Here is a 19,907-nt window from a genome sequence, read left to right on the forward strand (position 1 = left end):
GAAAAAGAGGCCCAGTCGGTACCCTGAACGAAAGCCCAAAAAAATGCCTGTCAGCTCTTAACTGACAGGCATTAAGCACTAGGCTGGGTTTTTAAAATTTGCGTAAAGAGTTAGATTAACGCTCTACTTTAACACGTTCAATGACAGTTACTTTCGCTTCAACACGACGGTTTTCGGCGTGAGCTTCTGGTGTGTTTGCTGGGTTTTTAAGACGCTCTTCACCCATACCAACAGTAGTTAGACGCATTGGATCAATGCCATCTTCGATTAGTTTCTTAGCAACCGCATCAGCACGTTTCTTAGATAACCACTTATTGTAGTCAGCTTTACCTACTGATGAAGAATGACCTTCAAGCACTACGTCAGTACCTGGGTGCTCTTTTAAGAATGCTGCTGCAGCATCAATATCATCTAGGTATTGTTGAGATACTTTAGATGTGTTGTTAGGGAACGTGATTAGTAAGCTCTTAGTTACTTCACGATCTTCATATAGCGTACAACCAGTGCCATCAACAGCGTCAGTCATTGGTGTATTTGCACATTGATCGTCTGCATCAGGGATATTATCGCCATCGCTATCTACTGGTTCTACAGCAACAGGAACAACCGTAGGAGCAGGCTCTACAGGCTCAGCTGGCGCGCTTTGAGCACCGAAGATGTAGCTAAGACCTAATTTAGCACCCACATCTGTATAACCACGGTCTAGACCTTGGTATAAAGACGTTTCTGCATTAAATGCGAAATGCTCTGTAAAGTAGTGTTGATAACCTGCACCCACATTAGCAAACATTAAATCTTCATCAACCGCATCAAGATTTTTTAAACCAAAAATACCGTAGAAAGGACCACCACCAAAGTGGTAAAGACCATCAATACCGTAACGCTTACCACTTTCTGAACCACTCATCGACGTACCGTCGTTTAATTCAGCTTTCCAGTCAAAATCCATATCAGCGTATTCTAGACGCGCACTCCAGTAATCACTGAAGCGGTAACCTAACTCTAGACCCCAGCCTGTTGAATCATCAACATCAAGACCGCCTGGTGCGTAGTCACGAACATTTTCCCATGAATTATCATAGTAATCGCCAAACGCACCAATATAAAAACCTTGCTTTTCAGCAGCGAAGCTAGAAGCACTTGTTGCAGCAAGAGCTAAAGCTATAGTTAGTGATTTTAGTTTCATGTTTCCTTCCCTTCCATTTAAGTAACTAAAGGCTGTGTAGCCTAAACTCTGTCAAGATAGATGATGAGTAATTAATCCAAACTTAATAAACTAAAACTACAATAAATTTGTTAATTTCAAAACACCACCTAAAAAAGTGACGTTTAGCACCGTCGAAATGCCATAGAATGGCATACCAAATTAACAGTGCTCAAAAAAACTCTAATTTACCTAGTGATAATTACACGAGATAACAATAAGAACATAGTACAATAATCACCCATTTGCTGCGATGATTCAAATCAATATAAGTGTACCTTATTTTTATACCATGCCGTATACCTTTAAGAGTATCGCGTTTATTAAAAAAGTAAATGCGTTTTTAAGGTATAAAAAAAGCTGAACCATAAAAATAGTTCAGCTTTAATCTCAAGATTATTAATAAATTACAATAAGCTAATAGTAATCTATTACTTACGCATAACCTTTACACGTTCAACCGTACTAATTTGTGCTTCAACACGACGATTTTCTGCATGCGCTTCAAGCGTATATGCTTTGTTCTTCATGCGTTCTTCACCATAACCAACCGTAGAGATTCTATCTGATGAGATACCGTCTTTAACTAACTCTTCAGCTACATCTTTAGCACGTTTTTCAGAAAGCTTCATGTTGTAATCCGCATCACCAACTGCTGATGCATGACCTTCAAGAACAACTGATGTGCCTTCGTTTTCTTTCATAAATGCTGCAACATCAGCAATATCGCTGAAGTATTTATTTGGTACTTCTGCAACATCATGCGGGAAAGTAACTAGTAAAGTGATTGTTGCCTCTTTTTCTTCATAAAGAGTACAGCCCTTGCTATCTACCGCATCAGTCATTGGTGTATTTGCGCATTGGTCATCAGCGTCCATTACGCCATCGTTATCGCTATCTGTAGGTCCACTTACTACAGGAGCTGGCTCAACAGGAGCCGCAGAGCTGCTTTGATTACCAAAGATATAGCTTAAACCTAACTTAGCACCCACATCGGTGTAACCACGATCAAGGCCTTGGTACAAAGAAGTTTCGGCATTGAAAGCAAAGTTATCTGTGAAGTAGTGTTGGTAGCCAGCACCAACGTTTGCAAACATTAAATCCTCATCAACAGCATCAAGGTTTTTCAAACCAAAAATACCGTAAAATGGGCCACCACCGAAGTGATATAAACCATCAATACCGTAACGCTTACCACTTTCAGAACCGCTCATCGATGTGCCATCGTTTAGTTCAGCGGTCCAGTCAAAATCCATATCAGCATATTCTAAGCGAGCACTCCAGTAATCGCTAAAGCGATAACCCAGCTCTAAACCCCAGCCTGTTGAATCATCAACATCAAGGCCGCCTGGTGCGTAATCGCGAACATTTTCCCATGAATTATCATAATAATCGCCAAATGCGCCGATATAAAAACCTTGTTTCTCAGCAGCAAATGTTGAAGCACTAGTTGCAGCAAGTGCCAAAGCTATAGTCAGTGATTTCAGTTTCATTGTTTCCTTCCCATTTTCATAATAAAGCTCGTAAGAGCTCGTATTTTTTGAGTAATCAAAACTTTAACAATACAAAAAACGATTAGTTACTTTGCATTGACATTCAACTTATTAATTAATTCATAACTATTAAGGTACTAATAATAGCCTAGCCTAATTTCGTAGATAAGCGATTAAATGTATGACCAAACCAGCTTCGAATACCGTATGAGATCATCTTTTAAAGCAATAGATTAGCCTAAAATCTATAATACCACCGCCTATTAGAGCGCTCAATCAGCATACAGTTAAATTCAATAAATAGGAATTTTCCTAGTTAATTTAAATGACTAGGTCCCACAAAAAGTTTGATAATTTTTATCATAATCTTTTGGGGCCTGAAGCCATTCAAATTGACGCTCATCGTAAACATATGGATCGTTAAATGCTTCTAAAAAGGCGTCTTTTAATGAACTTTCTCCCGATGCTTCGTATTCCGCTAGGATCATTTCAATAGTATGATTACGTGGAATGACTGCAGGATTAACAGCGCGCATAGTTTCATAACTTTTAGACGAAATCCTCACGTTCCACTTTTTATGCCACTCTTTTAAACTAGTTGGAATTGCGAAATCCGCAAGTAAAGATTCAGTCAGAGCATTGAAAGTATTAGTATAATCGAGCTGATGTTGCTTCATTAAACCTAGCAACTCTGAAACTAAAGCATGATCGCCTTCGTGCTGACCAGCTAATCCTAATTTCTGCTGCCACATAGTATTAAATGCATCATTAAATTTAGCTGCAAAGCCATTTACAACCGGTGAGAGTTGTTCGACGGCACTCTCTTGATCAGCAAATAACGGAATTAAGCTTTCAGCCAAGCGTGCAATATTCCAATTAGCAATATTCGGTTGATTTCCAAATGCATAACGCCCTTGATGGTCAATCGAACTAAATACCGTGTCTAGGTCAAACTGATTCATCATCGCACAAGGGCCATAGTCAATGGTTTCACCACTAATCAAGGTATTATCTGTGTTCATCACACCGTGTATAAAGCCAATTCGCATCCAACTGATAACCAGCTCTATTTGCTTATCGAGTACAGCAGTTAAAAACTCAATATAACGCTGCTCACCCGTACTGCTAATGCCTGGGTAGTGGCAGCTAATTGCGTAATCAACGAGCTTCTCTAGCCCTTCTATATCACCTTGTGTAGCTAAGTATTGAAATGAACCAACACGGATGTGACTTTTAGCTAGGCGAGTAACAACTGCCCCCGGGCGTGGTGGCTGACGATATACCGTTTCGCCAGTTGTAACCACAGCTAAACAGCGCGTAGTTGCGATGCCAAGCGCATGAAGTGCCTCACTCATAATGTACTCTCGAACAGCTGGACCAATGGCACAGCGACCATCACCACCGCGCGAGAACACTGTTGCTCCAGCGCCTTTTAGCTGCAAGTCCCACAATGTGCCATCTTTATCTGCAATAGCCCCAAGTAAATGCGCTCTACCATCACCAAGACGCGGTGAAAAATGACCAAATTGATGACCTGAGTAACCAAGAGCAACCGGCGCAACGTCGTTATCTATCGTTGAACCAGATAGCAATTTAGCTAAAAATTCGCTGTCGTGTTTAATTGCGAAATTATCAGCTAGCTTGTCATTAAATAGCAGTAATTGCGGCTCGGCAACGGCGCTCGGCATATCCTTAATAGCAAGTAGTTCACTAATATCTGTGTATCGAGTTTGCAGTTTCATAACTGTCCTTAACGTGTTGCGACACCCACACGATTATCGCCTACACCATAGGCCACTAGTTGGCTTAGTGCCTGCAGGCTGTAACCGCTTTGCTGTTGTAATTCGTTGAAAAAATCTTGCGCTGCTTGCAGTGACTTTTTAGTTTGTAAGCCGCCATCTATCAACTCATGGGCACGCAAATAGGCTTCTACATCCCGAGAAAGTAAAAAAGTATCTTTACCAAGCGCTCGTAAAGCGTATGGGCCAGTATTTCCTCCTAAACGCGCACCATGCTTTTTAAGATAAGCCCACAAACCAATAATATTGTCAGTAGGCCAATCTGCAATAAATTGGCTAAAGCTGCCATGCTTCTCAGCAACTTCGTGGATCATGTACGCATTTTCTGGGATCGTTTGTACTTTTTTAAAATTACGAACAATTCGCTCATCACTGGCTTTTTGCTCGAGCATATCTGGCGGCATCATCAACAATTTTTCTACACTGAAATCCCAAAACACATCACGAAAACCAGCCCATTTATTGTTGATAACAGACCAATAAAAACCACTTTGAAAGACTTTACGCGTGAACTCTTCTAACCATAAATCGTCATGCATTTTAGCAATATCAGCATCGTCGAGCGGGTTTGATAACAGTGCATGCAGCATTTCTTCACTGCCCTTTCGAGATACGGCTCGTTGATAAATATCGTTAAATTTTTCCATCATTTTTCCAATTGATTTGGTTAGCGCTAAGTGTACGTAAAAACACGTTTATACGTAACCATGTTGCAAATTCGGTCACTAAAAAACAAATTCCTCGCCTTGACACCTAGACGGCTAAAATGCTTTAATCGCTGCAAATACCCTATTTAACTATGTTGGCTTTAACCTTTAAAGCGAGCATAAAGGGCTGGAAGAGGTGCGTTATTCAGGTAGCGTATGGGAAGAGCACAGACTCTGTTGATCATACGTGAGGGGAATTAACGCCGAGAAGTAACACCGTTTGTGAGGTGCTTATTTCGGGCGACTGGGCTGAATCCCAGCGACTGTCACCAACAATAGCAAAGCGCTATTGATTAGTTTGGTGGAGAGCTTCTGGTCTTAGTATAATAAGGCCGTCACGTCTTTATTATTTTAAGCCCATTCGCTCTTCGAATTATACCTTGTTCGAACGACGACATGCGGCTCCATTCAAATGTTCCCGCATAAACTCTTCGAATACCTTATAAGTTCGTGAGAGATGATCAACAATTTTGATTTAAACGACTATCCATTATGGACAGCGCTTGTCACGCCATTTTCTGAATCTGGCGAGGTCGATTACACGGCCCTTGAACAACTGGTAGCTGAGCAGCAAGATGCAAATAACGGCATTTTATTGCTTGGCAGTACCGGTGAAGGACTGGCGCTTTCACTCAAAGAGCAACAAGCCATTGTTGAACATGTTTGCCAATTAGCACCGAGTGTACCACTCATGGTTGCTGTGGGCGGCATGAACCTCAAACAACAAGTTGCTTGGGTTGAATACTGCAACCAACTACCTATTCATGGCTATCTATTGGGCTCACCTCTGTATGCAAAACCTGGGGTTGTTGGCCAAACACATTGGTTTGAAAGCCTACTAAACGCAAGTAACCACCCTTGTATGCTGTATAACGTACCTGGACGCAGTGCAGTTGAGATTTCACCGCAGGTGATTAAAAACCTTGCTGATCACAAAAATCTTTGGGCCTTAAAAGAAGCCAGTGGCGACATTAGCAAATTTGAAGGCTTTAGAACGGCATCGCCAACACTGGCCATATTTAGTGGCGACGATGCACTTATGCCGTATTTTGCTCAAGCTGGAGCAAAAGGTTTAGTTTCGGTTGCCGCGAATGCGTGGCCGAGTCAAACCCATGAGTTTGTTAAACGCAGTTTAAGTGGTCAATACCCAAATCTATTCACCGATTGGTCGCAAGCTATTCAAAGTTTATTCGCTGTGGCAAATCCAATCCCCGTAAAAGTACTGATGCACCTGCAAGGTAAAATAAATACCCCGCATTTACGTCCGCCGCTTACGCATTTAGAGCTTGAGCAAACAGACAGCATCACCCACGCAAACAACACAATTTTATCTTGGAACTAAAAACAGGTTTTATCATGAGCTGGTTAGAATTATTAAACAACTTAGAATCAGGCGCAGTTCGCGCAGCAACACAAGACGAGAACGGCAACTGGCACGCCAATGTTGAAGTTAAACAAGGCATTTTAGAAGCCTTTAAAAATGGCACAAATACCGAGTTCCCAGGTGGATTTGTTGATAAGCATAACTTAGCACCACAAGGCTTTGCAGCCGATGCTGGCGTGCGAATGGTACCAGGTGGTAGCAGTGTTCGCCGTGGCGCACACGTTGCCAAAGGCACCATTATCATGCCACCAGCATATGTGAATATTGGCGCGTTCATCGACGAAGGCACTATGGTCGACAGCCACGCATTAGTGGGTTCATGCGCACAAGTGGGTAAAAATGTTCACCTAAGTGCTGCAGTACAATTAGGTGGTGTGCTTGAGCCAATTGGTGCTAGCCCTGTAGTGATTGAAGATGACGCATTCATCGGCGCAGGCTGCGTTATTGTTGAAGGTGTGGTTGTGAAAAAAGGTGCTGTACTTGCGCCAGGTGTACGCTTATCTGCAACTATTCCTGTCTACGATTGCGTTAACGAACGCCAGCTAGACAAAGGTGAAGCCATCCCAGAAAACGCGATTGTGATCCCAGGCTCTCGCCCTGCTTCAAATGCATGGGCTCGCGAGCAAGGTCTAAGCATGTCTTGTGCATTGATCGTGAAATACCGTGATGAACAAAGCGATGCATCATTACTGTTAGAAGAGGTTTTACGTTAATGAGCTTTTTGAGCACGCCCATCAAGCAAGCGGTTGAACAAGTTTCAGCGCATCTTGATACGCCATTTTTTATCTATGATTTAGATAAATTAACTGCACATTTAAATCAACTGACTGCGCAAACCGATGTGAAGCTTTGGTATGCCGTAAAGGCCAACCCACTGTCTCGCATTATTCAATGTTTAGACAACGCAGGGTTTAACTTTGATGTTGCAAGTAAAGGTGAACTTGAGCAAGTACTTGCTCAAGGCATCGATAGCGAGCGCGTGCTCAACACAGGGCCTGCAAAGAGCCCTAAACAAATTTCACATTTTATTGCTCGCGGCGTACGTACTTTTGTGGCCGAGAGCATTAACCAAGTTCGCTGGTTAAACGAACAAGCAACAAAAGCAAATTGTCAGCTGCAAGTTCTATTGCGCGTACAACTTCGTTGGCCAGACGGCGAAAAGAACCCTCTTGGTGGCGATAGCCTTACTCCTTTTGGTTTGGGCTGTGATGAGTGGCAAGCACTCACTGTTAGTGATTACCCAGCTCTTAACTTTGATGGCCTGCATATTTTCCAATGGGGCAATATGCTGAGTACTGACAAGCTCGCCGAGCTATGGCGTGCGATGATTGCACCATTACAACAGCTATCAAGCTCAATAAATATTAACCTTAATATTCTCGATTTAGGGGGTGGCTTAGGTATTCCTTATACGCAAGATGCTAACCGACTTGATTGGTCTGCACTTATCGAGACTCTGGCGGCTATTAAAGCGGATGCTGGTGTCAAAGAGCTTTGGATGGAACTTGGCCGCTATGCGGTAGGCGAATGCGGCCATTACGCAACGCCGGTTGTTGAGCGCAAAGAGAACTACAATCAACAGCAGGTGATTTTATCAGGCGGTATTAACCATTTACTTCGCCCAGCTGTGACAAGCCAAGATTTCCCTGCGGCCTTACTTCGCGAATCGACGGCTGAGCCTGCGGCAATGACTTTATACGGCCCGCTTTGCACCGCCCTTGATTGCTTAGGTGAACACCAATTAGCGAGCGATTTAAATGAGCAAGACTGGTTGGTATTCAGCCAATGTGGCGCGTATGGCTTTACCGAAAGTATGCCGTACTTTTTATGCCACGAATTAGCGGCTGAATACATCCTTGAACAAGGCAATATTGAGTGCATTCGTAGCGCTGAAGATGCCAGCTATTATTTAAGGTAATCGCCATGAGTAAAGAATTAATCAGCCAAGAGAATATTGTGGTTGGCGAGATTGCCAACGGCCTACCTCTGACAATCCCAGTGTATCGCTTAAAAGGCGATGGCACAGGCCCAAACGTGTATATACAAGCCAATATGCACGGCGCTGAAGTACAAGGTAATGCAGTAATTTATCAATTGCTTGAGCAGCTAAAATCACTCAAGCTGCGTGGCGATATTACCCTAGTGCCTTATGCCAACCCTATTGGTTGCAATCAAAAATCAGGTGAGTTTACTTTAGGTCGCTTCGATCCAATTACGGGCACCAACTGGAACCGCATGTACCGCTTTAATAAAGCGTTACCGTCACAGATTGCTGAACAGCACAAAGACTGTGATGATGCGACCCTTAAAGCGGCGTTTAAACAGGCACTCGTTGCTGACATCGACAGTCAATTAACGGGCCCAGATTACAGCCTACCAACGGGTAAGCGTATTGCGCTTAACTTGCAAAAGCTCGCCCATCAGGCTGATATTGTTTTAGACCTTCACACTGGGCCTATCTCCAGTAAGCACTTATATTGCCCTGAATACGCCAAAGACAGCGCGAGCTACTTCAACATCGAACATGTGTTATTGATCCCAAGTGATTTTGATGGCGCGATGGATGAAGCGAGTTTCTGTCCATGGTGGTCACTGTCTGAAGAGCTTGGCAAACAAGGCCGAGAATTTGCTGTTCAAGTAGAAGCATTCACCGTTGAGCTAGGTAGCCAAGAAAAAATCGATTTAAGTGCGGCTCATGAAGATGCAAATAGCATTTTAAGTTACCTCAATCACAAAGAGGTATTAGTTGATGCTGCTTATCATCCAAAAGCGATGACACGCTATGCCTGCATGCTTGAAGATTATGTAGCTTACTATGCACCTATGGGTGGCATGGTTGAATACCTTGCCCCACTGGGCGGCCATATTAAAGCTGGTGAGCCTATCGCCCATATTTTAAGAATGGAGCGCTACCTTTCTGAGCAGCCGCTACAAACATTAAGTTTTGATAAAGACGCCATTGCTATTTTGCATTTTGCTTCAGCAAGCGTGAATCAAGGTACCGAACTTTATAAGTTTTTTACCAATGTATTTGAGCTATAAGCTCATCCCTTCTCATTGCGTGAGAGTCAACGGCTTATGCTCTTAGGCCGTTACAGCAGGGCTCCAAGCTTAGCTTGGGGCTCTCTATTTACCTAAAATTTCAACAATTCAGTACAAGTTCACGGTTACTTATGTAAAAATCGTTATAATTATACCTACTTACAAGTCTACTGAAAGGGAACTGCAATGGGATGGCGCATTTGGCTGGCAGCCGCTGGCTTATTTTCTGTACCTGTATTTGCTCAAACTGAACAACCACAAACTAACGAACAAGATGATGCACTAGAACTCGTAAAGCAGTGTATTTTGAACGAAGCTATTGGCGGTGACGGCAAGCAAACACTCGAAGAACTTCGTAAAAAGTGCTCTGATTTAGATGAAAGCAAAAAGCTCACCGCTTTAGACAAACGTAAAGCGCGTGAAGAAGTAAGTAAGAAAAACCGTAATGTGATCACTCCACATAAGCGTAACTATATTTTACCGCTTTCTTACGTATCTAATCCGAATGAGCGCCCTTTTGATGGCCTAAAAGACCTCGCTGAAGAAGTCGATGGCGAGCCACTTGATAATCTTGAAGTAAAATATCAATTATCAATCAAAGTGCCTATCTTCGAAGGCTTCTCAGATAAAGACCAAGGCGTATTTTTTGCATTTACCATGCAATCGTTTTGGCAGTTTTATAACAAAGATATTTCATCGCCGTTTCGTGAAACAAACTACGAACCAGAGATCTTCTGGGTGAACTATCTTGATCCTGAACATGTGCTTTGGGGCGATGAAATGGCGATTGCAATTGGTGCTTCACATCAATCTAATGGCCGCAGCCAGCCTAATTCACGTTCGTGGAACCGTATTTATGCTGACTTCTTATGGGAAAAAGATGGCTTTGTATTTAGCTTTAAGCCTTGGTACCGCATTCCTGAAGATAAAAAAGATGATGAACTAGAAGCTAAAGGTGATGACAACCCTGATATCTACAAATACATGGGTTACTTTGAGTTCTCGGGTGCATACCGTTACAACGAGCATGAGTTTAGCTTTATGACCCGTAATAACTTAAATTCAGATAACCGCGGCGCAATCCAACTAGACTGGTCTTTCCCTCTTTGGGGCAGATTACGTGGTTATGCACAATACTTTAATGGTTATGGTGAGAGCTTAATTGATTACAACGCCGATATTGAACGTTTTGGTGTGGGTATTCTGTTAACCGACTTGCTTTAATTGTTATGTTAACTGACTTGCTTTAACTTAAAGAGCGAGCTTTAGTTAGCTCGCTCTGAATATTCGTTATTTTTTAACGATGAAGTGACCTTCAAATTCTGCTACTAGCACATCACCATCGTATACATTTACTGGCACATGGTAGCTTGCTTTGCCATTGTCCTCTAGCTCCGCCAACTTGCCTTTACAGCCAGCCAACTCAACACTCCCGCGAGGATCGTTATTCAGTGGTTTAAGGTATTTAATGTTGGCATCCGCTAACACGATATTCCCTTCAAGGCCAGCTTCTTTAAGCGCTAGGTAAGTTGCGCCCCAGCCTGTTAAGGTCGCTAAACTATAAATCGAGCCTGCAAACATAGTGTTATGAAGATTTAAGTTCGCATCTAGATCAGCGCGCGTAGTAAACTGCCAATCGGTATAGCTTTCTACTTTAATTCCCATTGCATCACTAATAGGGATCGACTCACGCCACGTATTTTGTAGTACTTGTGTCCAGTTTGGATGACGGAACCAACCTGGCTCAGAGGGTTTTTGTTTTACCATTTTCCAATGCTGTACATCGTCATAGGCAAGGTGTGCTTTTTCTTTTAATTCGTAGCCATGACGCTTATAGAAATCAAGGGCTCGCTCACGAGCAAACAATACCAGTTCATCTGCATCTTGAGTCCATGCGATTTTTTCTAATTCATGTAATAAACGGCTACCAATATGCTGGTTACGATTACCTTCAGCAACCGCCATATAACGAACTTGCGCTTGCTGATGATTATTAAAATGCAGGCGAGCTACGCCTAATACTTCGCCATCATTATTTTTGATAAAGCGGTGCTCTGCGTCTTGCTCTAAGTCATCTTGTTCAGAACCGCGCGGCTCGCCCCAGGGTGCTCTTAAAACCTGCCAACGTAATGAATAGTACGCTTGCCAATCTTCGCTGCTTTGCGGGGTGGTCACTTTAAACATAAAAACTCCTGTGATAATTCAGCCACGGGTCTGTTGTTTTTCTGTCGTGGCCTTTGCAATGCGAATTACGATACGCGATCTTCTATCAAGTTGGAATAATACTTTGGTGACCCAGCCTAAATTATTATTCATGACTGTAAAAACTAATGCACAATTGCACTTTATGCTTACTGGTCTATGCTGAAATAATTGTCTAATTATTATAATAACACGCTAAAGGCCCGAAATATGGAACATTTTCTTGAACCCAGTGGCGCAGTAAAACATAGTTTTATTGAGGACTGTCACCGATTAGGGCAGCTCATTTATTGGCATAAACAAGGCAATTACAGTATTCAAGTTAGGCAACTTAACCAATTACGCTGGTTACTGATCAACGAAACCCTGCAATCGGTCATTGAAAAACGCCGACCTGCCAGATTACTTTTCCCTCATTTACAATACCTTGCAAAGCTTTGGCAAGACTTAGAGGAACCGAAAAAGATTTTAGAATTAGGCCTAGGCGGTGGTGCTATTCGTAACTACTTACAGCACACCTACCCTGATAGCCAACTTACATCGGTTGATAAAAACCCCGACATAATTCACTGCTATAAACGTTACTTTGGTGGCGACCATGCCAGTAACCTGCACTGTTTTGATGCGCAGCAAGTATTAGAGCAAAACAACGAATACAATTGGATTATCTTAGATTTATTCAGTGAGGTAGATGCACCATTATTTTTATACAAGCACTTGTTTTACACCAAACTAAGAGCAGCGATGGCAAAAGATGGCTTGTTGTTCATTAATTTTTTATCCAATCACCCATCGCAACTAAAACAACTTGAGCACCTGCTAATCACCGAGTTTGGCAAGCGCCCAAGCATTGTAAAAATCCCCGACTACGTGAATCATATCGTGATGATCAAAAAGTAGTTGTCTGTTAAATAGATAAATTAAAAGTAACGGGACCATCGTTACATAGGCTTACTTGCATATCAGCACCAAACTGCCCTGTAGCTACTGTTAAGCCTGCTTTTTTAGCCTCTGCAATAAAATACTCATAGAGTGTATTGGCTTGTTCTGGCGTGCCAGCACTTGAAAAGCTCGGACGCATACCCTTTTTAGTGTCGGCTGCTAAGGTAAACTGCGAAACCACTAAAAGCTCACCTTTGATATCGTTCAAACTTAAGTTCATCTTTCCTTGTTCATCTGTAAAAATGCGGTAATTGCTGACTTTGTGTAAAAGCTTCTGGGCGCTTTGCTCGGTGTCCTGTTTTTCAACACCTAATAGCAGCAAAATACCGTTTGAAATTTCACCAACTACTTCGCCTGCCACTTCTACTTTTGCTTGTTTTACTCTTTGAATTAAGCCTTGCATTGATCCCTCGATAACTTGATATACATTAAATCTGCGGCACGTCGCATTGCCGCCAAATATACCTGATTATCGCTGCTGTGCCCAATGCCATCTAAAATCAATAATTGTGCATTTAACTGCTCAGCAAGCTGCTGTACGGCACTATATCGACAAATCAAATCAGCGCGGCCATGAATAAACCAAATCGGTAAATGAGTCAGTAAATGTGCATTTTCTGCGATAAAGCCTTCTTCAATGAAACAGTGATGACGAAAGTAATGCACCATTAACCTTGCTTGGTTTAACCCGACATGGGGCTCCTGTAAACTCCAGTTTGTTAACGGCTCACCATGACATAATACCTGCTCCCAATGACACCATAACTTGGCAAATTTACTAGCTTTAATTTGATCGTCACTGTTTAGTTGATGCTGATAAAAGTCGAGTAAGGCGTGCCAATCAGTGTAATTATGTGCAAATTCATTAAAGCACTCAGGGTAAAAATGCGCGCCGGCTCCTTTTGTTGTGTAAAGCCACTCGAAGTCACTGTTACATGCTAAAAAGCTAGCCCGTAAAATAAGCCCTGCAACATGCTCTTGGTGATAAATAGCATAGACAAGTGCCAAAGTGGCCCCCCATGACTCACCACACACCAGCCATTTTTCAATACCCAGTTGCTGGCGTAAATACTCGAGATCGGCGACTAATTCTGAAGTGGTATTGCTTGAACTATCATGGGGTGTTGAGTGACCGCAACCGCGCTGACTGAACATGATCACTCGAAAACGTTCTAAGTCGAAAAAGCGGCAATTTTCAGGGCATAGACCCGCACCAGGACCGCCATGGCATAACACCACAGCAATCCCTGTAGACGCACCATATTCTTGCACATGGATTTGATGACCATCGCCAACACTCAAATGGTAATCGCGGTTGGCAACATATTGTGGATGTAACTGCACCTCGCTCTCCTTAGGTGCAGTGAATTTAAACCTCTATATCAGGCGTGTCCTCGATATTCTCAGGGCTGATACATACAGTAAATTCTGCACCGAGTAATACGACAATCCACGACAAATACACCCATACAAATAAAATAGGGATTGTCGCCAACGCCCCATAAATAACTTCGTATGATGGGAAGTGGCTTATGTACAAAGCAAAGCCTTTTTTTGTCAGCTCAAACAACATAGCTGCAAACAAAGCGCCCGGAATTGCCGCTCTAAATGGAACTCGTGTGTTAGGAACTAAAGTATAGAGCATAATGAAGCCAATCATTGAAATTATGTAAGGTAATAATTTCAATAAAAAGCCGCTAAAGCCGGGAATGCCTTGATCGGCAAACGACACTAACGACACGATGTATGAAGTAACACCAATACTAGCCCCTAATAACACAGGGCCCAGACTAAGCACCATCCAATAAACGGCAAACGAAATCATCATTGGGCGCTTTTTCTTAATACGCCAAATTCGATTTAATGTAGCATCGACATTGCGAATAAGTAACAAGGATACCGCCGCTAAAAAGCCCACACCAACGGCAGTCATTTTATTCGCATTACCGGCAAAGGCGCTGATATGCTCTTTAATTACATCTGTAGAGGTCGGCACAAGATTAGTAAACAAGAAGTTTTCTATAGTCACTAACGTGCTTTCAAATCCTGGGAAAGCAGAAAAAATAGCCACACCAACCGCCACTAAAGGCACGATTGATAATAAGGTTACATAAGCCAAATAACCCGCATTGACTGTGATTTGATCGTCAATACAACGATTGAGATACTGCATCCACCAAGCAGGTTGTTGTTTTAAGAAAATGCTTATTTGCAGCTTATACCGACTGAGCTTCTCGTCCATAGAATCTAATTTCTGCTAAAATGTTTTGATAATCATAGCAATCCACCACATAATTTGAAATGACAGGTACCTAAAAAGGATTCTCAATGAAAAAACTGACACTTTTAAGTGCACCACTATTTGCAGTTACAATGGCATTATCGGGCTGCCAGTCAGCTTATTACTCAGCCATGGAGTCTGTCGGTGTGCATAAACGCGACATTTTAGTGGACCGCGTAGAAGAAACAAAAGAAGCACAGCAAGAGTCACAAGAAGAGTTTCAATCAGCACTAGACAGATTAACCACGCTGATCAACTTTGATGGTGGTGAGCTACAAGATGCCTACAATCAACTGAATGATGATTACGAGTCGAGCTTAGCTGCAGCGAACGACGTTACAAACAATATCAATAAAGTAGAAGATGTAGCTGAGGCACTGTTTGATGAATGGGCCGACGAGCTAGAACAATACAAAAGCGCCTCACTAAAACGTGAAAGCAGCAAAAAGCTCAACGCAACTAAGCGCCAATTTGATCAACTGCTTCGCTCAATGCGCAGTGCAGAGAGCAAAATGGAGCCGGTATTATCATCTTTACATGACAACGTTTTGTACTTAAAACATAACCTAAACGCACAGGCTGTTACAGCTATCAAAGGTGAGTTCACAAATCTTAAACGCGATATTAAAGTGTTAATGGACGATATGAACAAATCAATTGAAGACTCGAATAAGTTCATTGAGCAAATGAATAAAACGGGCTAATCAGCTCAAGCTATTAATATCAAAGCCTACTTAAACGTAGGCTTTTTTGTGTAACCTCTTGTTACTTTTTAATGATTTATCTTAATTTTTATTTTGCTAAACTCACTGCAAAGAATAAAAAGTAAGCATAGTATGCATTTAAAAACACTCTCAACACTTATTGCAGCAGCACTTATAAGCGCATGTAGCAACTCAAATACAGTGAATGTTATTGCCGGTGAAGGCACTATAACCCCATTAAAAACTGAAGGTGACTTCGAAGGTCGCTACCATAACCTTTATCCGGGTGATAAAGAATACCCAACAACCTGTACAGACAATTGCTATGAACCATCAGAGCTACTTATATGTGATGACAGCAATTCTCAGTGCCAATATCAAGCAGAACAAATAGTTCCAGCAACAAATACAGGGTTTATAGTCCGTTGGTTAGGTCATGCCGGCTTTTATATTCAATCACCAAATGGTGAACAACTGTTGTTTGACCCTGTTAAAGATCAGTTTGACTCACCCGTAGACTTGGCCTTTAAACTTGCTGGTGGCAGTTATCGTAAGCCCGGATTTTGGCCTACTAAGTCAGAGCTCGAAGGTTTAAATGCGGTAATGTACTCACACATTCACTATGACCATTTTAATAAAGCAGATATCGAAGAAATTGGTAATGCTCCCCGCTATTTAGTGCCACTAGGCTTTGCAGATAATTTTCCGACTGGTGGCTTTAATATTTCAGAGATGGCGTGGTATGCAAGTACACAAATTAATGACCTAACGATTTATTCGGTGCCGGCCCATCACTTTAGTAGTCGTATTATGGTTCCCTTTATTTACGACGATCACAATAAAGACTTATGGAATGGTTGGTTACTTGAGCAAAATGGTAAGACCTTGTTTTTTGCTGGTGATACCGGTTACTCAAAACACTTTCAAGATATTAAGCAAAAATACGGCGAGATTGATGTGTGCTTAATGCCAATTGCTTCCTACTACCATGAAGAAGATGGTAAGTGGTATCGTTATGTTCATACTACACCTGAAGACAGCTTAAACGCGGCAGAAGAGTTAAGCTGTAAAGTGATGATCCCATGGGGTTACGGCAACTCAAGCTGGCAAATGGGTGACCATTCAAGTCATTCGGCATTACTTAGGTTGTTAAATATGCAAAAGCAGATGAACAGCCAAGTTCCGGTTTATATAATGAACGAAGGAGAGCAAATCTCGCTTTAAAGGTACGGGCTAATATTAAATAACTTTATCCAGCATGGAGTCTCGCAAAGCAAGCATCAATTTGTGAGCACTTCCTGCTGACATGGCTAATGGGTTAAAATCGCTAGTACCTGAGTATTTAATATTTAATGGCGTTGTTAGTTTTGAATATGGTATGTACCCCATCGACCATTTTTCGAATTCCCGCTCTGCAATTTCGCAATAGTTCAGCATGATAATGTTGCGATGCCTTTTATCATTCAAAATACGATGATACGTTGCATTCACTGCTTTTCGCGATCCTTCAAGACACTGCATAAAATGAGTACTATTAAAACAAAGTAGCCCTGTTACATTACATTCAGCATTTTTCTTTTTCGCATTTTCGAGAATATCCTCAATATCATTAGGCCCAAACCCATCGCTAATTTCACTTGTGTAAATCAGTCTAACTAAATACATCTTACTCTCCTGCAAGTTGGATTTAGAAAAGATAGTACAAATGGGGGAGTTAGTAAAAAGTTGCGAGTTGCGTTTAGAAATCTATATAAATTAAGTTGGGTTTCGCTTCGCTCTACCCAACCTACCTGGCTTACACTAAAACAAAAAAACCGCCGTATTTTTCAATACGGCGGCTTCTATTTTGCAAAACTAAAAGACGTTTTTAGTCTTTAGCTGCACGGCTCGCACGCTTACGCTCACTTTCAGTTAAGTGACGCTTACGAATACGAATGTTCTCAGGTGTTACTTCCACTAACTCGTCATCATCGATGAACTCAATCGCTTGTTCAAGCGTGTAGTTTAGTGGTGGAACAAGCGTTTGTGCTTCATCTGTACCCGATGCACGAACGTTTGTAAGTTGCTTACCTTTAAGCGCGTTTACTGTTAGGTCGTTGTCACGGCTGTGGATACCGATAACCATACCTTCGTAAACTTCAACACCGTGACCGATGAATAACTTACCACGGTCTTGTAAGTTGAATAATGCGTTAGTAAGTGCTTTACCAGTTGCGTTTGCAATCATTACACCATTCTTACGAGCACCGATAGTACCGCCTTTATGTGGACCGTAGTGATCGAATGTGTGGTAAAGAAGACCAGAACCAGACGTTAATGTCATGAATTCAGTTTGGAAACCAATTAAGCCACGGCTTGGGATCATAAAGTCCATACGTACACGGCCTTTACCATCTGGAGACATGTCTGTTAGTTCACCCTTACGAAGACCAATTTGTTCCATGATAGAACCTTGGTGCTCTTCTTGACAGTCGATTGTAAGTGTTTCGTATGGCTCTTCTTTTTGACCATCAACTTCACGAAGGATTACTTGTGGACGAGATACCGCAAGCTCGTAACCTTCACGACGCATGTTCTCGATTAAGATACCTAAGTGTAACTCACCACGACCAGAAACACGGAAGCTATCTGGGTTGTCAGTTTCTTCAACACGTAATGCAACGTTGTGAACAAGCTCAGCTTGTAAACGCTCAAGAATGTTACGTGACGTTACGAATTTACCTTCTTTACCAGCAAATGGTGATGTGTTTACAGAGAACGTCATTGTTACTGTAGGCTCATCAACGCTTAGTGGTGGTAATGCTTCAACGGTATTTACATCACAGATAGTGTCTGAGATTTTCAGCTCACCAAGACCAGTGATTGCAATGATGTCACCTGCGCCTGCAGATTCTGCTTCATGACGCTCAAGACCTAAGTAGCTCATTACTTGGCCAACTTTACCGTTACGCTTAGTACCGTCTGCGCTTACAACAGTAACCTGTTGGTTAGGACGAACAGTACCACGCTTGATACGACCTACACCGATAACACCGATGTATGAGTTGTAGTCAAGCTGAGAAATTTGCATTTGGAAAGCACCTTCAGGATCTGCATCCGGTGGAGATACTTCGTCAACGATCATCTGGAACATTGGTTCCATGTTATCTGATGGCTCGTCTAAATCCATTGTTGCCCAGCCGTTGATAGCTGATGCATAGATTACTTTAAAGTCTAACTGTTCGTCAGTTGCACCTAGGTTATCGAATAAATCGAAAACTTGGTCCATAACCCAGTCAGGACGTGCGCCTGGTTTGTCGATTTTGTTGATAACAACAATCGGCGTTAAACCTTGTGCGAATGCTTTTTGCGTTACGAAACGCGTTTGCGGCATTGGACCTTCTTGAGCATCAACAAGTAGTAATACTGAGTCAGCCATCGAAAGTACGCGTTCTACTTCACCACCGAAGTCGGCGTGTCCTGGGGTGTCTACGATATTGATATGGTAGTCGTTCCAAGAGATAGCTGTGTTCTTAGCTAAAATGGTAATACCACGTTCTTTCTCAATGTCGTTTGAGTCCATTACGCGCTCTTCGTTACCGCCGCGCGTTTCTAATGTGCCTGATTGCTCAAGCAGTTTATCAACCAAAGTTGTTTTACCGTGGTCAACGTGGGCGATAATCGCTATATTTCTTAACTTTTCGATGCTCATATTTTTTCTCAGAGAAATTGAATCTCATTGATCCTGCAAGATCTACGCAGTCACCTGCGTTTTCACCAGATGTCCCAGCATAGGATTTAAAAGGGCGCATATTATCCCTTAATAATGGCATGGATGAAAGTTTATCCAATATAAATTTATAAACTTTCTTCAGGCTTTTTATAAGTATCTGTTTTATAAATGACAAATTTATGAAAATTAAAGTGAATCTGAGCTCAAAACTGGCGAAATTTTAGTTTTTGAACCATATTTTGGCACTAAATCGTGTTCATAACCGAAAAATTGGCACGCTCAATAATTGTGCAAAACAAGGTCGCACTTTTTACGCACCAGAATGATCTTTTTACGCACCAACTTAGTGCAATAAAAGTTAACAAAACGAAGCCCTGTTCACTTTTTACAAGCCTAAACAAGGTGTTAAAAACATGGCACGAAACCAGCTTATATAA

At 42.0% G+C, this 19,907-nt stretch carries 18 protein-coding genes and 1 riboswitch; of the genes, 8 read left to right on the top strand and 10 right to left on the bottom strand.

Annotated features, from left to right (window positions below; translation table 11 throughout):
* Nucleotides 1-115 precede the first annotated feature (115 nt).
* The 4 genes from ISP07_RS09495 to ISP07_RS09510 all read right to left on the bottom strand — a co-directional run bounded on the left by ISP07_RS09495 (nucleotide 116) and on the right by ISP07_RS09510 (nucleotide 5,143).
* Entirely contained in the window at nucleotides 116-1,186 is a 1,071-nt protein-coding gene (locus ISP07_RS09495) for an OmpA family protein (protein ID WP_054552410.1), read from the bottom strand.
* Between the two features lie 449 nt (nucleotides 1,187-1,635).
* Nucleotides 1,636-2,697 (bottom strand): OmpA family protein, encoded by a 1,062-nt coding sequence (locus ISP07_RS09500; RefSeq protein WP_209327484.1) that lies wholly within the window; start codon nucleotides 2,695-2,697, stop codon nucleotides 1,636-1,638.
* Between the two features lie 329 nt (nucleotides 2,698-3,026).
* Entirely contained in the window at nucleotides 3,027-4,439 is a 1,413-nt protein-coding gene (locus tag ISP07_RS09505; RefSeq protein WP_209327485.1) for a protein adenylyltransferase SelO, read from the bottom strand.
* 8 nt (nucleotides 4,440-4,447) lie between these two features.
* A complete protein-coding gene (locus ISP07_RS09510) occupies nucleotides 4,448-5,143 on the bottom strand; it encodes a DNA-3-methyladenine glycosylase I (protein WP_209327486.1) in 696 nt (231 codons plus the stop codon).
* A gap of 183 nt (nucleotides 5,144-5,326) precedes the next feature.
* Nucleotides 5,327-5,523, top strand: a riboswitch (Lysine riboswitch).
* Nucleotides 5,524-5,660: 137 nt separating this feature from the next.
* Here ISP07_RS09510 and dapA point away from each other — a divergent pair.
* The 5 genes from dapA (at nucleotide 5,661) to ISP07_RS09535 (ending at nucleotide 10,853) form a co-directional block, all read left to right on the top strand.
* A complete protein-coding gene (gene dapA / locus ISP07_RS09515) occupies nucleotides 5,661-6,545 on the top strand; it encodes a 4-hydroxy-tetrahydrodipicolinate synthase (protein WP_054552406.1) in 885 nt (294 codons plus the stop codon).
* Nucleotides 6,546-6,559: 14 nt separating this feature from the next.
* The gene (locus tag ISP07_RS09520) at nucleotides 6,560-7,300 is read left to right on the top strand and encodes a 2,3,4,5-tetrahydropyridine-2,6-dicarboxylate N-succinyltransferase (protein ID WP_054552405.1); all 741 of its coding nucleotides are present in this window, start codon (nucleotides 6,560-6,562) and stop codon (nucleotides 7,298-7,300) included.
* A complete protein-coding gene (locus ISP07_RS09525; protein WP_209327487.1) occupies nucleotides 7,300-8,505 on the top strand; it encodes a PLP-dependent decarboxylase in 1,206 nt (401 codons plus the stop codon). Before ISP07_RS09520 ends, ISP07_RS09525 begins: the two co-directional genes overlap by 1 nt.
* 5 nt (nucleotides 8,506-8,510) lie before the next feature.
* A complete protein-coding gene (locus ISP07_RS09530; RefSeq protein WP_209327488.1) occupies nucleotides 8,511-9,629 on the top strand; it encodes a succinylglutamate desuccinylase/aspartoacylase family protein in 1,119 nt (372 codons plus the stop codon).
* A gap of 186 nt (nucleotides 9,630-9,815) precedes the next feature.
* A complete protein-coding gene (locus ISP07_RS09535) occupies nucleotides 9,816-10,853 on the top strand; it encodes a phospholipase A (protein ID WP_138602473.1) in 1,038 nt (345 codons plus the stop codon).
* 66 nt (nucleotides 10,854-10,919) lie between these two features.
* On the opposite strand, the gene ISP07_RS09540 is transcribed toward ISP07_RS09535, so the two are convergent.
* A complete protein-coding gene (locus ISP07_RS09540; protein ID WP_054552401.1) occupies nucleotides 10,920-11,813 on the bottom strand; it encodes a bifunctional GNAT family N-acetyltransferase/hotdog fold thioesterase in 894 nt (297 codons plus the stop codon).
* A gap of 228 nt (nucleotides 11,814-12,041) precedes the next feature.
* Between ISP07_RS09540 and ISP07_RS09545 the strand changes: the two genes are divergently transcribed.
* Nucleotides 12,042-12,731 (top strand): spermidine synthase, encoded by a 690-nt coding sequence (locus ISP07_RS09545; protein WP_138618022.1) that lies wholly within the window; start codon nucleotides 12,042-12,044, stop codon nucleotides 12,729-12,731.
* Nucleotides 12,732-12,738: 7 nt separating this feature from the next.
* On the opposite strand, the gene dtd is transcribed toward ISP07_RS09545, so the two are convergent.
* Genes dtd through ISP07_RS09560 form a run of 3 tightly spaced genes read right to left on the bottom strand, consistent with a single transcriptional unit; the run spans nucleotide 12,739 to nucleotide 15,015 of the window.
* Nucleotides 12,739-13,176: a D-aminoacyl-tRNA deacylase gene (dtd, locus tag ISP07_RS09550; RefSeq protein ID WP_054552399.1), complete on the bottom strand. Its 438-nt coding sequence runs from the start codon at nucleotides 13,174-13,176 to the stop codon at nucleotides 12,739-12,741.
* Nucleotides 13,164-14,117 (bottom strand): alpha/beta fold hydrolase, encoded by a 954-nt coding sequence (locus tag ISP07_RS09555; protein ID WP_209327489.1) that lies wholly within the window; start codon nucleotides 14,115-14,117, stop codon nucleotides 13,164-13,166. The genes dtd and ISP07_RS09555 overlap by 13 nt, the downstream gene beginning before the upstream one ends.
* Nucleotides 14,118-14,142: 25 nt before the next feature.
* Complete coding sequence (locus ISP07_RS09560; protein ID WP_054552397.1) at nucleotides 14,143-15,015, bottom strand: virulence factor BrkB family protein; 873 nt, start codon at nucleotides 15,013-15,015, stop codon at nucleotides 14,143-14,145.
* 86 nt (nucleotides 15,016-15,101) lie between these two features.
* On the opposite strand from ISP07_RS09560, the gene ISP07_RS09565 reads away from it, so the two are divergent.
* Nucleotides 15,102-15,758, top strand: a complete 657-nt coding sequence (locus tag ISP07_RS09565; RefSeq protein ID WP_209327490.1) for a DUF2959 domain-containing protein — start codon at nucleotides 15,102-15,104, stop codon at nucleotides 15,756-15,758.
* Between the two features lie 132 nt (nucleotides 15,759-15,890).
* The gene (locus ISP07_RS09570) at nucleotides 15,891-16,982 is read left to right on the top strand and encodes an MBL fold metallo-hydrolase (RefSeq protein WP_209327491.1); all 1,092 of its coding nucleotides are present in this window, start codon (nucleotides 15,891-15,893) and stop codon (nucleotides 16,980-16,982) included.
* Nucleotides 16,983-16,997: 15 nt separating this feature from the next.
* On the opposite strand, the gene ISP07_RS09575 is transcribed toward ISP07_RS09570, so the two are convergent.
* Nucleotides 16,998-17,423, bottom strand: a complete 426-nt coding sequence (locus ISP07_RS09575) for a BLUF domain-containing protein (protein WP_209327492.1) — start codon at nucleotides 17,421-17,423, stop codon at nucleotides 16,998-17,000.
* Between the two features lie 202 nt (nucleotides 17,424-17,625).
* Complete coding sequence (gene typA, locus ISP07_RS09580) at nucleotides 17,626-19,449, bottom strand: translational GTPase TypA (protein ID WP_054552393.1); 1,824 nt, start codon at nucleotides 19,447-19,449, stop codon at nucleotides 17,626-17,628.
* Nucleotides 19,450-19,907 lie beyond the last annotated feature (458 nt).

The organism is Pseudoalteromonas sp. PA2MD11, from assembly GCF_017808125.1.
In the GTDB taxonomy this organism is placed as follows: domain Bacteria; phylum Pseudomonadota; class Gammaproteobacteria; order Enterobacterales; family Alteromonadaceae; genus Pseudoalteromonas; species Pseudoalteromonas simplex.

What these genes read in the sequence shown, in the direction of transcription:
- ISP07_RS09495 (WP_054552410.1), bottom strand. Translation starts at nt 1,186, where the DNA reads ATGAAACTAAAATCACTAACTATAGCTTTAGCTCTTGCTGCAACAAGT.
- ISP07_RS09500 (WP_209327484.1), bottom strand. Translation starts at nt 2,697, where the DNA reads ATGAAACTGAAATCACTGACTATAGCTTTGGCACTTGCTGCAACTAGT.
- ISP07_RS09505 (WP_209327485.1), bottom strand. Translation starts at nt 4,439, where the DNA reads ATGAAACTGCAAACTCGATACACAGATATTAGTGAACTACTTGCTATT.
- ISP07_RS09510 (WP_209327486.1), bottom strand. Translation starts at nt 5,143, where the DNA reads ATGGAAAAATTTAACGATATTTATCAACGAGCCGTATCTCGAAAGGGC.
- dapA (WP_054552406.1), top strand. Translation starts at nt 5,661, where the DNA reads ATGATCAACAATTTTGATTTAAACGACTATCCATTATGGACAGCGCTT.
- ISP07_RS09520 (WP_054552405.1), top strand. Translation starts at nt 6,560, where the DNA reads ATGAGCTGGTTAGAATTATTAAACAACTTAGAATCAGGCGCAGTTCGC.
- ISP07_RS09525 (WP_209327487.1), top strand. Translation starts at nt 7,300, where the DNA reads ATGAGCTTTTTGAGCACGCCCATCAAGCAAGCGGTTGAACAAGTTTCA.
- ISP07_RS09530 (WP_209327488.1), top strand. Translation starts at nt 8,511, where the DNA reads ATGAGTAAAGAATTAATCAGCCAAGAGAATATTGTGGTTGGCGAGATT.
- ISP07_RS09535 (WP_138602473.1), top strand. Translation starts at nt 9,816, where the DNA reads ATGGGATGGCGCATTTGGCTGGCAGCCGCTGGCTTATTTTCTGTACCT.
- ISP07_RS09540 (WP_054552401.1), bottom strand. Translation starts at nt 11,813, where the DNA reads ATGTTTAAAGTGACCACCCCGCAAAGCAGCGAAGATTGGCAAGCGTAC.
- ISP07_RS09545 (WP_138618022.1), top strand. Translation starts at nt 12,042, where the DNA reads ATGGAACATTTTCTTGAACCCAGTGGCGCAGTAAAACATAGTTTTATT.
- dtd (WP_054552399.1), bottom strand. Translation starts at nt 13,176, where the DNA reads ATGCAAGGCTTAATTCAAAGAGTAAAACAAGCAAAAGTAGAAGTGGCA.
- ISP07_RS09560 (WP_054552397.1), bottom strand. Translation starts at nt 15,015, where the DNA reads ATGGACGAGAAGCTCAGTCGGTATAAGCTGCAAATAAGCATTTTCTTA.
- ISP07_RS09565 (WP_209327490.1), top strand. Translation starts at nt 15,102, where the DNA reads ATGAAAAAACTGACACTTTTAAGTGCACCACTATTTGCAGTTACAATG.
- ISP07_RS09570 (WP_209327491.1), top strand. Translation starts at nt 15,891, where the DNA reads ATGCATTTAAAAACACTCTCAACACTTATTGCAGCAGCACTTATAAGC.
- ISP07_RS09575 (WP_209327492.1), bottom strand. Translation starts at nt 17,423, where the DNA reads ATGTATTTAGTTAGACTGATTTACACAAGTGAAATTAGCGATGGGTTT.
- typA (WP_054552393.1), bottom strand. Translation starts at nt 19,449, where the DNA reads ATGAGCATCGAAAAGTTAAGAAATATAGCGATTATCGCCCACGTTGAC.